Genomic DNA, 13,576 nt, shown 5'->3' with positions numbered 1-13,576 from the left:
GGCGACGCCGCGGGGGCGGGGGCGGCGGGGGCCTCGTCGAGCACGGGGTCGGCGCCGCCTTCCATCATCATCATGGCGGGCGCCTTGCCCTTGAGTTCGTTCACGACCCGCTGAGCGATCTTGGGCCCGACGCCCGGTGCCGCGCGCACCGCGTTCGCATCGCCGAGCGCGATGGCGCGGCCGATGCCGTCGGCCCCGAGCGTTCCGAGAATGGCGAGCGACGCCTTGGCCCCGATCCCCTGCACCGAGGTCAGGAGGCGGTGCCACTCCCGCTCCTGCATGGTGAGGAAACCGAAAAGCTGCATCAGGTCTTCGCGGACCAGAAGCTCCGTCCAGAGGCGGGCCGGTTGTCCTGGTGCGGGCAGCGCGGCGAGCGTCCGGTCCGAGCAATGCACGACGTAGCCCACGCCGTTCACGTCAAGCAGGACGTGATCCGGGCCCTTGTGATCCAGCCGGCCGGTCAGACGCCCGATCATCGGCCCACCCCGATCGCAGCGGCGAGCCGGCCAGTCAGCCGGGACTGAAACGCATGGCAGAGCGCGATGGCCAGCGCGTCGGCGGCATCTGGGCTATCCGGCGTGCAGCCGGGAAGCTGCATCTTCACCATGTGGTCGATCTGCGCCTTGGCCGCATGGCCGACGCCCGTGACCGTCTTCTTGACCGCGTTGGGCGCGTATTCGCCCGGCACCAGCCCGGCCTGCGCGACGGCCAGCATCGCCACGCCGCGCGCCTGTCCCAGCTTGAGCGTCCCGGCCCCGTCCCGGTTGACGAAGGTCGCTTCGACCGCAGCTGCGTCCGGGCGGTGCAAGGTCAGCGCTTCGGTCAGGCCGGAATGCAGCGCCAACAGACGCGCCGAAAGATCGCCCCGCGGGGGCCGGACCGTCCCGCAGGCGACGAAGGAAAGGCGGGATCCGTCCACATCGACTACGCCCCAGCCGCAGGCATTCAGCCCCGGATCTATGCCGATCACCCGCATTGCCGACCTGCCCCGCAATCACCGCTTTGTTCACGTCTCGTTCGCCCTAGCATGCCGGGCGGGGCGGGGCCAAGCCGGGCCATGCGCGGGATGCATGACGGGCAGGCGAAAGTTGCAATTGCGCCCGCTGGCCCCGCCCCCCATCTGCCGTTCAACGATGGGCCATCGGTGGCCCGACGCTTTCCATGATGACAGATGAAGGAGTGACCGGAATGGCCACTTTCGATCAGTTCCGTTCCGTTGTTCCTGCGCCGCGCGGATTCTTCGCAAACCTGCTTGCTGCCGCCCTGACCTGGAGCGACCGGCGCGGCACCGTGCGCGCTCTGCGTGCGCTGACCGACCGGGAGCTTGCGGATATCGGCCTCACCCGCGGTGACGTCGAGGAAATGGCGCACCGCCGCTGAGGCACGGTCTGCCGCAGGAATGGCGGTGACGTCAGCCCTTGCGCAGCCGCAGAGTGGTCCAGTCGCCGATCTCGCGGCGATGTTCGAGCGTGAGGCCCTGATCGGCATAGGCGGCGATGACCTCCTCGGCCTGAGGCGTCAGCAGGCCGGACAGGACGACCGCGCCGCCGGGTGCGCAGGCGGAGGCGGCATCCGGCGCAAGCTGCACGAGCGGGCCTTTCAGGATGTTCGCCAGAATCAGGTCGAAGGGGCCGCGCAGGGCGTCGTGGTCGAAGCCCGCCGCGATATGGGTTGCGATCCGGTCCGCCATTGCGTTCACCGCGAGGTTCGCCTGGGCGACGTCGATGGCGACCGGGTCCATATCCGAGGCGACGACCTGCGCGTCGGGCCAGACATGGGCGGCCGCCATGGCGAGCACCGCCGTGCCCGCGCCGATATCCGCGATGCGCGCCGGATTGTCGGTCGCGGCCAGATCCTCGATGGCCAAAAGGCAGCCTTGCGTCGTGCCATGATGGCCGGTGCCGAAGGCCAAGGACGCCTCGATCAGCAGCGGCACCTTGCCCGCAGGCAGGGCGTCGGCATCGTGGGCCCCGTGGACGACGAAGCGGCCCGCCTCGACGGGATGCAGCTCTCGCCGGACATGGGCGACCCAATCGGTCGGCGGCAGGGCGCTGACTGTGAAGGGCTTGGCGCCGAAGGCTGCGGCCAGCAGGTCGAGCGTGGCGCCGTCGGGCGTCTCGGTGAAGTAGCCGCCGACTTCCCAGAGCCCCGAGCCGTCCTCGAGCTCGAAGACGCCGATGCCCTGGGGCTCCGGGTCGAGCCTCTCCATCCGCTCGCCCAGCGCCTCGGCGGCGTCGCGGCCGGGCAGGGTGGTGAGTGCGGTCCAGGTGGCTGGGGTGTCTGTCATGTCGCGTCCTTTCGGGGCGGGGTAGGGCAGGGCGCGCGGCCTGTCCAGCGGAAGGCGGACTGCGCGGACTTGTCGCGGGACCCGCGCGATCCCAGATCAAGGGCATGAAACAGACCGTCTTTCCCCCGCTCGACCGCGACGCCGAACTCGACCGCTTGGCCCAGGTGATGAAGGGCGCGCAAGGCACGGGGTTCCATGTCCTGAACCTGATCGGCACGCAGGCCGAAGGGCTGGTGGACATGCTGCCTCAGGGCGTGCGCAGCCGGCTTGAGAAGACGACGATCAGCGCGCTGGAATATGCCTTCGACGCGGCCAAGGCATCGCGCGGCGGGCGGCTGCCGGATACGTCCGACTGGCTGACGCGCGCGGTGACGCTGGGCACGGGGGCCGCCGGCGGCTTCGGGGGCGTGGGCACGGCCCTGGCTGAATTGCCGGTGACGACGACGGTGATCCTGCGCGCGATCCAGAGCATCGCGGACGAGCACGGCTTCGACCCGGAGAGGCCCGAGATCCGCGCCGCATGCCTGCATGTCTTCGCTGCGGCGGGTCCGCTCGACGACGATGACGGCACCGATCTGAGCTTTCTGACGATGCGGCTGACGATGACGGGAAAATCGCTGTCGGGGCTGATCCCCGGGGTCGCGGTCAAGCTGGCGGGGCCGCTCGGCCAGAAGGTCGCCGCCCAGGCGGTGCCGGTGATCGGCGCGGCGGCGGGGGCTGCGATCAACTACGTTTTCACGGCCTACTACCAGGACATGGCGCGGGTGCAGTTCGGCTTGCTGGCGCTGTCCGAACAGACGGGGGAAAGCGTCGAGAGCCTGACGCATCTTCTGCGGGCGCGGATCACGGGGTGACGCTGATCGTTCGCGAGGCCGTCCCGGGCGATGCGCGGGGGTCGGCGCGTTGCTGGATGCGTTGATCGAGGCGGGGATGCGGACACGTCCCGGCGGGCAGGCCTTCGCGATGGAGGGCTACATCGCCAATCCCGACCGGATCCTGTGCTCGGTCGCCGAGGTGGACGGCGAGGTGAGGGGGCTGCAGGTCCTGTCCGGTGAGAGGCCGGGCAATCCATACGACGCCCCAGTGGGGCAGGGGATCATCGGCACCCATGTCCACCCGGCCGCGCACGGGCTGGGTGCGGGGCGCGCGCTGTTCCGCCGGACCGAGGCGGCGGCACGGGCGGCGGGGCTGGACCGGTTGAAAGCGTACATCCAGGCCGACAACGCGATGGGGCACGGCTATTACGAGGCGATGGGCTTCGTCGCCGACCGGCAGCACGGGACGGCGCTGATCCGGGTCTACAGGCTGACCTAGGCCACGGCCTCGTCGGTCACCGGGCCGAAGTCTTTGCGTGCTGGAACGAGACTTGCCGGTCGGGCCCTAGCGGTGGCCGCCGTCGAAATGGTCGGGATCCGCGGGATAGACGCCGAGAATTTCGAGGTAGTCGGTGAAGTAGTCCAGTTCCTCCAGCGCGCGTGCGACGGCCGGGTCGTCGGGATGACCCTCGATATCGGCGTAGAACTGGGTGGCGGTGAAGGCGCCGTCGACCATGTAGCTTTCCAGCTTGGTCATGTTGACACCGTTCGTCGCGAAGCCGCCCATCGCCTTATAGAGCGCCGCCGGCAGGTTGCGGACCCGGAAGACGAAGGTGGTCTTGGTCGGCCCCTCGCCCAGAGCGGGACGGGCGCTGTCGCGGGACATGACAAGGAAGCGCGTCGTGTTGTGGTCCGTGTCCTCGATATCGCGGGCGAGGATGTCGAGCCCGTACTGGGCGGCAGCAAGCTCGGAGGCGAGGGCGCCTTCGTCGGTCAGGTCGGACGCGGCGAGGGCGGCGGCCGCTCCGGCGCTGTCGGCGGCGCTTTCGGCCGCGATGCCGTGCGCGCGCAGGAAGGCGGCGCATTGCGGCAGCAGGACGAGATGCGCGCGCACGCGACGGATATCCGAAAGCGCCACGCCGGGGCGCGCCATCAGCGCGATACGGACCCGTACGAAGGTCTCTCCGACGATGCGCAGGCCAGAATGGGGCAACAGGCGATGCACGTCGGCCACACGCCCGTAGGTGGAATTCTCGATCGCGATCATCCCGAGATCCGCGCGCCCATCGCGGACCGCGTCCAGCGCATCCTCGAAAGTGGTGCAGGGCACGGGGACGTGGTCGGGATAGGTCTCGGCACTTGCCTGATGCGAATAGGAGCCCAATTCCCCCTGAAATGCGATGCGAACCATATGTCTCGCCCCGTGTGATGCGTTTGGTCGCGGTGCTATCCCTTGCGCCTGAGGGGCGAAAGACAATACATGGCGCGCGACGCTTCGATTGACTGAGAGACGGGAATCCATGGACTCGATGACCTTCACCAAGGCCGGCGGCTTCCTCTGTGCCATGCTGCTCGTGTTCCTGCTTGGCAGCTACGGCGCGGAGAACCTCTACACCGTCGGAACCGACGACCATGGCGAGGATCGGGTCGTCGGCTACCGGATCGAGGTCGCCGAAGCCGATACCGGCGCTGAAGAGGAAGCGGAGCCGGAGATTCCGTTCGAGGAAGTCTTCGCCAGCGCATCTGCCGCCGATGGCGAGCGTCTGTGGCGCCAGTGCTCCGCCTGTCACCAGCTTGAAGATGGCGCGAACGCGACCGGGCCGCACCTCTATGGGGTCGTCGGACGGGATAAGGGCAGCGTGGCTGGTTACGACTATTCCGACGCGCTGGTCGGCACCGGCGAGGCCTGGACGCCAGAGAACCTGTCGGGCTTTCTGCTTAACCCGCGCGAATACGCGCCTGGCACCAAGATGGCCTATCGCGGGATGGCCGATGTCGAGGATCGCGCGAACCTGATCGCCTATCTCGACTCGATCGGCGGCTGAGATCCGCTCGACACGCAGTGTGACACGCCGGTCCGGTCGGGCCGGCGTTTTCGTTGAACGGGTCTGTCAGGCAATCCGTGTGGACCGGGCACCACCATTGCATGTGCGCCGGAGGGCTTTCTCGACCTGAGGTCGCTTTCCGGGCCGAATCGACGCCCTAGCTTGCATCTTCGTGAAACGAGGCCCCCTTGCACCTGCCCGCGCAGGCCCCTTACCTGACCGCCAACGAATTGACCTGGGAGGTTCGCCGATGAGGATCCGTAAGCTCGCACCCATCGCGCTGGCCGCGATGACCGCGCCCGCCCTGGCGCAGGACGTCACCGTCAGCCACGGCATCTCCAATTTCGGCGAGCTGAAATACGGACCCGACGAGCCGTTTGCCTACGTGAATGTCGATGCGCCGAAGGGCGGCGAGATCAGCCTGCACTCGATCGGCAACTTCGACAGTTTCAACCCCTACACCCGAAACGGCAACGTCGCGGCGGGAACCGCAGCCCTGTGGGAGAACCTGTTCATCTCGGCGGCGGACGATCCGTACGGCCTCTACTGCTATCTCTGCGAGACGATCGAGTATCCGGAAGACCTGGCCTTCATCCGGATCAACCTGCGGCCCGAGATCCGGTTCTGGGACGGCACGCCGATGACCGCCGAGGACATGAAGTTCACCATCGACATGTTCCTTCAGGACGGCATCGCGGAGTTCCGGAACGTGTTCACCCGCTACTACGAGTCGATCGAGGTGACCGGAGAGCATCAGCTGACCGTGACCTTCACCGACGTCGCGCCCAAGCGCGACCGGGCCGGGCTGATCGGCTTCTGGACGCCGTTCTCGAAGGCGTGGTTCGAGGAGACGGGGGCCAGCATCACCGAGACGACGCTGGAGCCGTTCATGGGAACGGGGCCCTACATGGTCGGCGATTTCGACACCGGCAGGACCATGATCTACGAGCGTACGCCCGACTGGTGGGGTGCCGATCTGGCGCTGAACCAGGGTCGGCACAATTTCGACCGCATCCGCTACGAGTATTTCGGCGACGCCTCGGCCGCGATTCAGGCATTCTTTGCCGGCGAATACACGTTCCGGGTCGAATCCTCGTCGCGCGAATGGGCCACGTCCTATGACGGCGTGCGGCCGGTGCAGCGCGGCGACATCATTCGAGAGACGCTGCCAGACGGGGCGATCTCGAACGCGCAGGGCTTCGTCTTCAACCTCAAGCGCGACAAATGGTCGGATCCGCGGGTGCGGCAGGCCATCTCGATGATGTTCAACTTCGAGTGGTCCAACGAGACGCTCTTCTACGGGTTGTACTCGCGGCCGAACAGCTTCTGGGGCGGCTCGGACCTCGCGGCCGAAGGCGTACCGGGTTCCGAGGAGGCGGCGATCCTTCAGCCGCTGGTGGACGAGGGGCTGTTGGATGCCTCAATCCTGACCGACGAGGCCTGGACGGCGCCGGTCAACGACGTGAGCCGCAGCCAGCCCGATCGGCGTGCCCGGCGCACCGCGCTCGGCCTGATGGCAGAAGCGGGGTGGGAGCTGGACGCCGACGGGCTGCTGCGCAACGAGGCGGGGCAGACGCTCGATCTGGTGATCATCCAGTTCAACCCGACCTTCGATCGCATCATCAACCCCTTCGTCGAGAACCTGCGCGAGATCGGCGTGAACGCTCGCCTCGACCGCATCGACCGGGCGCAATACATCAACCGCCGCCGGTCCGGCGACTGGGATCTCACGAACCACAGCCCCGGTCAGGAATGGGAGCCGGGCGCGGGCCTCAAGCAATGGTTCCACTCTGAGACGGCAGAGGACTCCTCGCGCAACCTGATGGCACTGGCCGATCCGGCCATCGACAGCCTGATCGACACGGTGATCGAGGCCGAGGACATCGACAGCCTGCGCGCCAGTACACGCGCGCTGGATCGTGCGCTGCGATCCTACGGCTTCTGGATCCCGCAATGGGGCAACTCGGAACACTGGGTCGCCTATTGGGACCAGTACGAACGCCCCGAAGAGATCCCGCCACTGGCTTTGGGCGTGCTGGACTTCTGGTGGTACGACGCGGAGGCCGCCGAGCAGCTCCGGGCAAGCGGAGCGCTCTGATTTGGGCGCCTACATCCTGAGACGGTTGCTGCTGATGATCCCCACCCTGCTGGGGATCATGGTCATCAACTTCACGCTGATCCAGTTCGTGCCCGGTGGCCCGGTCGAACAGGTGCTGGCGCAGCTCGAAGGCAGCGGCAGCGCATTCGACGTGATTTCGGGCGGGGGCGCCGAGATCCAGGATGTGGGCGGCAATTCCAGCGGCTATATCGGGGCGCAGGGCCTGCCTCAGGAATTCATCGAGGAGCTCGAGCGGCAGTTCGGCTTCGACAAGCCGCCGCTGGAACGCTTTCTCAACATGATGTGGGATTACCTCCGCTTCGATTTCGGAGAGAGCTATTTTCGTTCGATCAGCGTCGTCGACCTCGTAGTCGAGAAGCTGCCGGTTTCGCTGTCGCTGGGCCTCTGGACGACGCTGATCGCCTATCTGATCTCGATCCCTCTCGGAATCCGCAAGGCTGTGCGCGACGGGTCCAGCTTCGATACGTGGACGTCGGGCATCGTGATCGTGGCCTACGCCATCCCGGGCTTTTTGTTCGCGATCCTGCTGCTGGTTCTCTTTGCGGGCGGCAGCTACTTCCAGATCTTTCCGATCCGGGGGCTGACCTCGCCCGATTTCGAGACGATGAGCGTGGGCGAAAAGATCCTCGATTACTTCTGGCACATCACGCTGCCGGTCGCGGCGTCCGTCATATCGGCCTTCGCGGGGCTGACGCTGCTGACGAAGAACAGCTTCATGGACGAGATCCGCAAGCAATACGTCATGACGGCCAAGGCCAAGGGCCTGTCCGAAGGGCGGGTCCTCTACGGCCATGTCTTCCGCAACGCGATGCTGATCGTGATCGCGGGCTTTCCCGCCGCCTTCGTCAGCGTCTTCTTCGGTGCCTCGCTGATCATCGAGACGATCTTCTCGCTGGACGGACTGGGGCGCCTGGGATTCGAGGCGGTGGTGAACCGCGACTACCCGGTCATGTTCGGCACGCTCTATGCCTTCGCGCTGATCGGGCTGGTAATGAACCTCGTCACCGACCTCACCTATGTCTGGGTCGATCCGCGCATCGACTTCGAGAGCCGGGAGACCTGAGATGGCATTATCCCCGCTCAACCGTCGCCGCTGGGCGAACTTCAAGGCGAACCGCCGGGCCTATTGGTCGCTGTGGATCTTCGGGATCCTCTACGTTCTGTCGCTGGGGTCGGAATTGCTGGCCAACGACAAGCCGCTGCTGGTCAGCTATCAGGGCGAGCTGCGCGCGCCGTTCCTGACCTTCTACCCCGAGACGGCGTTCGGCGGCGACTTCCGGACCGAGGCGCCCTACCGGGACGTCGAGGTGCAGTGCCTCATCGTGTCCGGCGGGCTGGAGGAGTGCTTCGACCAGCCGGAGGAAATCATCGAAACCGTGCAGGCGACCGGCCGGTGGAATGGCAAGGCCGTCGACGAAGGGTGGCTGATCTGGCCGCCGATCCGGTACCACTACACCACCAACAGCGACGTACCGGGCGCCGCGCCTCATGCGCCGAGTGCCGAACACCTGCTGGGCACGGATGACACGGCGCGCGACGTGCTGTCCCGCGTGATCTATGGCTTCCGCCTGTCCGTGACCTTTGCGCTGGTCGTCACCATCACGACCTCGATCATCGGTATCGCGGCGGGGGCAGTGCAGGGGTTCTTTGGCGGGTGGACCGATCTGGTCTTCCAGCGGATCATCGAGATCTGGGGGTCCACGCCCAGTCTTTATATCATCATCATCATCGCCGCGATCATCCCGCTGAATTTCTGGATCCTCGTCGGTCTGATGACGCTGTTCGGGTGGACGGCGCTGGTCGGCGTGGTGCGGGCGGAATTCCTGCGCGCGCGCAACTTCGAATATGTGCGCGCGGCGAGGGCCCTCGGCGTCGGCAACTGGACGATCATGTTCCGCCACGTCCTGCCCAATGCGATGGTCGCGACCCTGACCTTCCTGCCCTTCATCGTGACCGGCACCATCGGCGGTCTGGCGGCGCTGGACTACCTGGGCTTCGGGATGCCGTCTTCCGCCCCCTCCCTCGGGGAGCTGACGCGGCAGGCGAAGGACAACCTGAATGCGCCGTGGCTGGGGTTCACGGCGTTCATGACGTTCTCGATCATGCTGTCGCTTCTGGTCTTCGTCTTCGAGGGCATCCGCGACGCCTTCGATCCGCGCAAGACTTTCACTGCCGAGCCGGCCGCGCCCGCCGCGACCCCCGCGCGCGCCACGTCGACCGCGGCCGAGGGGAACATATGAGCCTTCTGCGTGTCCGCGATCTGAACGTCAGGTTCCAACAGGGTGCCGCCGCGACCCATGCCGTGCGCGGCGTGTCGTTCGAGGTGGGCAGGGGCGAGACCGTCGCCCTGGTGGGCGAAAGCGGGTCGGGCAAATCCGTCACGGCGCTGTCCACCGTCTCGCTGCTGCCGGACAGCGCGGCCATCGAGGGCTCGATCACCTATGACGGGGCGCAGATGGTCGGCGCCTCGGAAAAGGAACTGCGCCGGGTGCGGGGCAACGATATCAGCTTCATCTTCCAGGAGCCGATGACATCGTTGAACCCGCTGCACACGCTGGAAAAGCAGTTGGCCGAAAGTCTGTCGCTGCATCAGGGTCTGTCGGGGCAGGCGGCGCGCGACCGGATCGTCGAGCTTCTGCACCAGGTGGGCATCCCCGAGCCGGAAGGCCGGTTGAAATCCTATCCGCATCAATTGTCCGGCGGGCAGCGTCAGCGCGTGATGATCGCCATGGCGCTGGCCAACGGGCCGGACCTGCTGATCGCTGACGAGCCGACCACGGCGCTGGACGTGACGATCCAGGCTCAGATCCTGGAACTGCTGGCCGGGCTGAAGCGCGAGCGGGGCATGTCGATGCTGTTCATCACGCACGATCTTGGGATCGTGCGCCGCTTTGCGGACCGGGTCTGCGTGATGCGCCACGGCGAGATCGTCGAGACCGGGCCGACGGCCCGGATCTTCGCCGATCCGAAGCATTCCTACACCCAGACCCTCCTCGCCGCGGAGCCGACGGGGAGCCCCGATCCGGTCCCCGCCGACGCGCCCGAGATCGCGCGGACCGAGAACCTGAAGATCTGGTTTCCGATCAAGCGCGGGCTGCTCAAGCGGACGGCCGGCTATATCAAGGCCGTGAACGACGCCTCCGTTTCGGTCCGGGCCGGAGAGACGACGGGTATCGTCGGCGAAAGCGGGTCCGGCAAGACGACCCTGGCGCTGGCCATCATGCGGCTGATCTCGTCCGAAGGGCGCATCGTCTTTCAGGGACGCGACATCCAGGGCCTGCGCTCTCGCGAGGTGCGGCCTCTGCGGCAGGGAATGCAGATTGTCTTTCAGGATCCGTTCGGCAGCCTGAGTCCCCGGATGACGGTGGCCGAGATCGTGGCCGAGGGTCTGAAGCTGCATGATACGGGGGACACGCGGCCGCACCGGGAACAGGTGGCAGAGATCTTGTCGGAGACCGGCATCGACCCCGGTACGATGGATCGGTACCCCCACGAATTCTCCGGCGGTCAGAGGCAGCGGATCGCCATCGCGCGCGCGATGATCCTACGGCCCAAGCTGGTCGTTCTGGACGAGCCGACCAGCGCGCTGGACCAGACGGTGCAGGTACAGATCGTGGACCTGCTGCGCGACCTGCAGAAGCGTCACAAGCTGGCCTATCTCTTCATCAGCCACGACCTGCGGGTGGTGCGGGCCCTGTCGCACAACGTGGTCGTGATGCAGCGCGGCGATGTCCGGGAGCAGGGCCCGACGGATGCCGTCTTCGACAATCCGAGCGATCCCTATACGCGCGCGCTCATGGCGGCGGCCTTCGACCTGAAGGCCGACGCGGCGGATGCCGTCGCGGTCTAGCTGGGGCCGAAGCGGCGGATCAGGACCCGAAGGTCACAGCACAATCCACGTCCCGCGACTGGAGGCGCAGGCAGGCGCGCTGCGCTTCGCGTTGGCTGAGGCCGATGAAGCTGGGCTCGAAGCCGCCGTTCACCCGGCTGACCTGACGCAGCGCATCGTCCAGCGCCTCGAGTTCCTGCAAAGCGGTGCGCAGCAGGAGCTTGTCAGCGGCCGACCGCGTGGGCTGGCGGGACAGGGTGATGCCGTAGACGCGGCCGCCCTGGGTCGAGGCGCGGGTCACGACTTCGCGCGGGGCGTCGTCGCGGGTGGCTTCGGCGGTGGGTTGCTCGGGCGCGGCGGTGGCGATCAGGACGGCGTCGGCATCCGAGCCGGGCCGCATGATCGGACGGGCCGACCGGGGGGGAGCCGCCGGGCCTGCTGAGACTGCGCCCGCATAAGCGGGCGGGGCGGGCCGGCGCTCTGCCACGTGCTTGGGCGCGCGGGCGAAACCCATGTCGAAGAGCTCGATGATGCGAGCGTTGCGCGTCGAGGCGGAGCGGCCGCCGAAGACGGTCGCGATCACCCGCACGCCGCCCCGCTCGGCCGATGCCACGAGGTTAAACCCGGCCGCATTGGTAAAGCCCGTCTTGATCCCGTCGGCGCCACGATAATTGTCCAGGACCCGGCGGTTCGTGTTGCGCACGGTCTTGATGCCGACATTCGTCGTCCGGCGTCCGAAGAGGTTGTAGTATTCGGGATAGTCGTAGAAGAGCCGGCGCCCCATGATCGTCATGTCACGCGCGGTCGAGAGATGGCCGCTTTGGGTCAGGCCGTGGGGGTTCTTGAACGTCGTGCTGTTCATGCCGAGCGCGCGCGCCGTGCGGTTCATCCGCGCCGCAAAGGCCGGGACGGAACCGGAGATCGCCTCGGCCATCGCAGTGGCCGCGTCGTTGGACGACCGGACCGCCGCCGCGCGCATCAGGTAGCGCAGGGGCACGCGGGTCCCGGCGCGAAACCCGATCGCGTAGGGCGTCGACGCGGCGTTGCTGCTGATGCGGACCTGGGTATCGAGGGTGATCTCGCCCCGGCGGACCGCCTCGAAGGCGACGTAAAGCGTCATCATCTTCGTCAGCGAGGCGGGATGCAGCCGCGTGTCGGCGTTGCGCGATCGGAGCACCTCTCCGGTGCGGGCGTCCATGACGAGTTCCGCATAGGGCGCGGCCCGCAACGGGGTCGCTGCCATGCAAACGAGTACGGTCAGAGCCATGACGGCCCGGATCAGCATGTTCATGATGCGCCTGCTCTACTGCCCACGGCCCGGGTTTTCCCGGATCCGCATTCGTTTCCAGAAAGATAACCCGACTGGCCGCCCGAATCCACCGTTTCGGCGGGCCGCCGCGAAATTACCTCTTTCGGTATCGAGGCGGGCATATCTGGTATTGGCGACGTCTGCCGTCCACAAGGCCGGAGCGCCGAATGAGGCGAAAAGAAGGCGTCCCATCGGCTGTCGAATGCGGCTAGGATCGCCCGGAACTGCAGGAGGCCACACATGCTCGACCACGACCCGTCATCCACAGCGCGAAAGACCCGCGCGGCCGCATGGTTCCGCGCGCTGCGGGACGAGATCGTTTCCGCCTTCGAGGGACTGGAGGATGCGGGTGCGCAGGGCCCCTTCGCCGATCTGGCGCCCGGCCGGTTCGACGTGACCGAGACCAAGCGCGCCTCGGAGGACGGATCGGATGCCGGCGGCGGGATCATGAGCGTGATGCGCGGCGGGCGCGTCTTCGAGAAGGTCGGCGTGAACTGGTCCGAGGTGCACGGCACGCTCGCCCCCCGGGCCGTCGCCGCGATGGCGGCGCGCAAGGATCTGCCCGGCATGGCCGAGGATCCCCGCTTCTGGGCGTCGGGGATCAGCCTCGTCGCGCATATGCGCAATCCCCACGTGCCGGCCGTTCACATGAATACCCGTATGTTCTGGACGCCCCATGGCGGCTGGTTCGGCGGCGGGGCGGATCTGAACCCCGCCATCCCCTACGAGGAAGACACCGCCCATTTCCACGCCCAGATGGAAGCCGCCTGTGAAGGCGAGGCCGGCCGCTATGAGCGCCTGAAGGAATGGGCCGACGAGTATTTCTACATTCCCCACCGGAAGCGGGCGCGGGGCGTCGGCGGGATTTTCTACGACGATCTCAGTACTGGCGATTGGGATGCGGACTTCGCCTTCACCCAATCGGTCGGGCGGCATTTCCTGCCCGCTTTCGTGCCGCTTGTGGAGCGCCGTCGCGCGATGACCTGGAGCGATGCCGACAAGGAGGCGCAGCTCGTTCACCGGGGGCTCTACGCCGAGTACAACCTCGTCTACGACCGGGGCACGAAGTTCGGGCTGGAGACCGGGCACGACGCGAATGCCGTGCTCATGAGCCTGCCGCCCGAAGCCAAATGGCCGTGATCCAGCGGTGCGCCTGCGGCGCGTTTCCCTGA

The 13,576-nt window shown here is 67.0% G+C and carries 14 protein-coding genes; 9 read left to right on the top strand and 5 right to left on the bottom strand.

Going from position 1 to position 13,576, the window contains the following annotated elements:
- Positions 1 to 476, bottom strand: a 476-nt coding sequence (ruvA, locus tag jaqu_RS09165) for a Holliday junction branch migration protein RuvA (RefSeq protein WP_043918671.1), incomplete at its 3' end; no start/stop codon positions are given.
- Positions 473 to 976 carry a crossover junction endodeoxyribonuclease RuvC gene (gene ruvC / locus jaqu_RS09160; RefSeq protein ID WP_043918670.1) on the bottom strand — a complete coding sequence of 168 codons (504 nt, stop codon included), beginning with the start codon at positions 974 to 976 and terminating at the stop codon, positions 473 to 475. The genes ruvA and ruvC, both read right to left, overlap by 4 nt.
- A 212-nt stretch (positions 977 to 1,188) precedes the next feature.
- On the opposite strand from ruvC, the gene jaqu_RS09155 reads away from it, so the two are divergent.
- Positions 1,189 to 1,380 carry a DUF1127 domain-containing protein gene (locus jaqu_RS09155; RefSeq protein ID WP_043918669.1) on the top strand — a complete coding sequence of 64 codons (192 nt, stop codon included), beginning with the start codon at positions 1,189 to 1,191 and terminating at the stop codon, positions 1,378 to 1,380.
- 31 nt (positions 1,381 to 1,411) lie between these two features.
- Here jaqu_RS09155 and jaqu_RS09150 read toward each other — a convergent pair whose 3' ends face one another.
- On the bottom strand, positions 1,412 to 2,287 hold the full coding sequence (locus jaqu_RS09150) for a 50S ribosomal protein L11 methyltransferase (RefSeq protein WP_043918668.1): 876 nt from the start codon (positions 2,285 to 2,287) through the stop codon (positions 1,412 to 1,414).
- Between the two features lie 104 nt (positions 2,288 to 2,391).
- Here jaqu_RS09150 and jaqu_RS09145 point away from each other — a divergent pair, with 104 nt between their 5' ends.
- Together jaqu_RS09145 and jaqu_RS09140 are read left to right on the top strand one after the other, a co-directional pair.
- On the top strand, positions 2,392 to 3,141 hold the full coding sequence (locus jaqu_RS09145) for an EcsC family protein (protein WP_043918667.1): 750 nt from the start codon (positions 2,392 to 2,394) through the stop codon (positions 3,139 to 3,141).
- Between the two features lie 76 nt (positions 3,142 to 3,217).
- Complete coding sequence (locus jaqu_RS09140; RefSeq protein WP_043918680.1) at positions 3,218 to 3,601, top strand: GNAT family N-acetyltransferase; 384 nt, start codon at positions 3,218 to 3,220, stop codon at positions 3,599 to 3,601.
- A 66-nt stretch (positions 3,602 to 3,667) separates the two neighbouring features.
- On the opposite strand, the gene jaqu_RS09135 is transcribed toward jaqu_RS09140, so the two are convergent.
- The gene (locus tag jaqu_RS09135) at positions 3,668 to 4,513 is read right to left on the bottom strand and encodes a prephenate dehydratase (protein ID WP_043918666.1); all 846 of its coding nucleotides are present in this window, start codon (positions 4,511 to 4,513) and stop codon (positions 3,668 to 3,670) included.
- A gap of 109 nt (positions 4,514 to 4,622) precedes the next feature.
- Between jaqu_RS09135 and jaqu_RS09130 the strand changes: the two genes are divergently transcribed.
- The 5 genes from jaqu_RS09130 (at position 4,623) to jaqu_RS09110 (ending at position 11,116) form a co-directional block, all read left to right on the top strand.
- On the top strand, positions 4,623 to 5,147 hold the full coding sequence (locus jaqu_RS09130) for a c-type cytochrome (RefSeq protein WP_043918665.1): 525 nt from the start codon (positions 4,623 to 4,625) through the stop codon (positions 5,145 to 5,147).
- A gap of 250 nt (positions 5,148 to 5,397) precedes the next feature.
- Positions 5,398 to 7,245 carry an extracellular solute-binding protein gene (locus jaqu_RS09125; RefSeq protein ID WP_089268359.1) on the top strand — a complete coding sequence of 616 codons (1,848 nt, stop codon included), beginning with the start codon at positions 5,398 to 5,400 and terminating at the stop codon, positions 7,243 to 7,245.
- Position 7,246: 1 nt separating this feature from the next.
- Positions 7,247 to 8,329 (top strand): microcin C ABC transporter permease YejB, encoded by a 1,083-nt coding sequence (locus jaqu_RS09120; protein ID WP_043918663.1) that lies wholly within the window; start codon positions 7,247 to 7,249, stop codon positions 8,327 to 8,329.
- A gap of 1 nt (position 8,330) precedes the next feature.
- On the top strand, positions 8,331 to 9,506 hold the full coding sequence (locus tag jaqu_RS09115; RefSeq protein WP_043918662.1) for an ABC transporter permease: 1,176 nt from the start codon (positions 8,331 to 8,333) through the stop codon (positions 9,504 to 9,506).
- A complete protein-coding gene (locus tag jaqu_RS09110) occupies positions 9,503 to 11,116 on the top strand; it encodes an ABC transporter ATP-binding protein (protein ID WP_043918661.1) in 1,614 nt (537 codons plus the stop codon). Before jaqu_RS09115 ends, jaqu_RS09110 begins: the two co-directional genes overlap by 4 nt.
- A 19-nt stretch (positions 11,117 to 11,135) precedes the next feature.
- On the opposite strand, the gene jaqu_RS09105 is transcribed toward jaqu_RS09110, so the two are convergent.
- A complete protein-coding gene (locus jaqu_RS09105; protein WP_236687827.1) occupies positions 11,136 to 12,380 on the bottom strand; it encodes a D-alanyl-D-alanine carboxypeptidase family protein in 1,245 nt (414 codons plus the stop codon).
- A 264-nt stretch (positions 12,381 to 12,644) separates the two neighbouring features.
- Between jaqu_RS09105 and hemF the strand changes: the two genes are divergently transcribed.
- Positions 12,645 to 13,544, top strand: a complete 900-nt coding sequence (gene hemF, locus jaqu_RS09100) for an oxygen-dependent coproporphyrinogen oxidase (protein ID WP_043918659.1) — start codon at positions 12,645 to 12,647, stop codon at positions 13,542 to 13,544.
- Positions 13,545 to 13,576: the final 32 nt, after the last annotated feature.

Origin of the sequence: Jannaschia aquimarina (assembly GCF_000877395.1) — a bacterium.
In the GTDB taxonomy this organism is placed as follows: Bacteria; Pseudomonadota; Alphaproteobacteria; order Rhodobacterales; family Rhodobacteraceae; genus Jannaschia; species Jannaschia aquimarina.
The sequence above is the reverse complement of the archived record's forward strand: the minus strand, read 5'-3'. Positions and strand labels throughout refer to the sequence as shown.

Bases quoted from the DNA above. Each gene is read 5' to 3' on its own strand.
- jaqu_RS09135 (WP_043918666.1), bottom strand. From the start codon at position 4,513: ATGGTTCGCATCGCATTTCAGGGGGAATTGGGCTCCTATTCGCATCAG.
- jaqu_RS09115 (WP_043918662.1), top strand. From the start codon at position 8,331: ATGGCATTATCCCCGCTCAACCGTCGCCGCTGGGCGAACTTCAAGGCG.
- jaqu_RS09130 (WP_043918665.1), top strand. From the start codon at position 4,623: ATGGACTCGATGACCTTCACCAAGGCCGGCGGCTTCCTCTGTGCCATG.
- jaqu_RS09105 (WP_236687827.1), bottom strand. From the start codon at position 12,380: ATGCTGATCCGGGCCGTCATGGCTCTGACCGTACTCGTTTGCATGGCA.
- jaqu_RS09145 (WP_043918667.1), top strand. From the start codon at position 2,392: ATGAAACAGACCGTCTTTCCCCCGCTCGACCGCGACGCCGAACTCGAC.
- jaqu_RS09155 (WP_043918669.1), top strand. From the start codon at position 1,189: ATGGCCACTTTCGATCAGTTCCGTTCCGTTGTTCCTGCGCCGCGCGGA.
- hemF (WP_043918659.1), top strand. From the start codon at position 12,645: ATGCTCGACCACGACCCGTCATCCACAGCGCGAAAGACCCGCGCGGCC.
- jaqu_RS09110 (WP_043918661.1), top strand. From the start codon at position 9,503: ATGAGCCTTCTGCGTGTCCGCGATCTGAACGTCAGGTTCCAACAGGGT.
- jaqu_RS09125 (WP_089268359.1), top strand. From the start codon at position 5,398: ATGAGGATCCGTAAGCTCGCACCCATCGCGCTGGCCGCGATGACCGCG.
- jaqu_RS09150 (WP_043918668.1), bottom strand. From the start codon at position 2,287: ATGACAGACACCCCAGCCACCTGGACCGCACTCACCACCCTGCCCGGC.
- jaqu_RS09140 (WP_043918680.1), top strand. From the start codon at position 3,218: ATGCGGACACGTCCCGGCGGGCAGGCCTTCGCGATGGAGGGCTACATC.
- ruvC (WP_043918670.1), bottom strand. From the start codon at position 976: ATGCGGGTGATCGGCATAGATCCGGGGCTGAATGCCTGCGGCTGGGGC.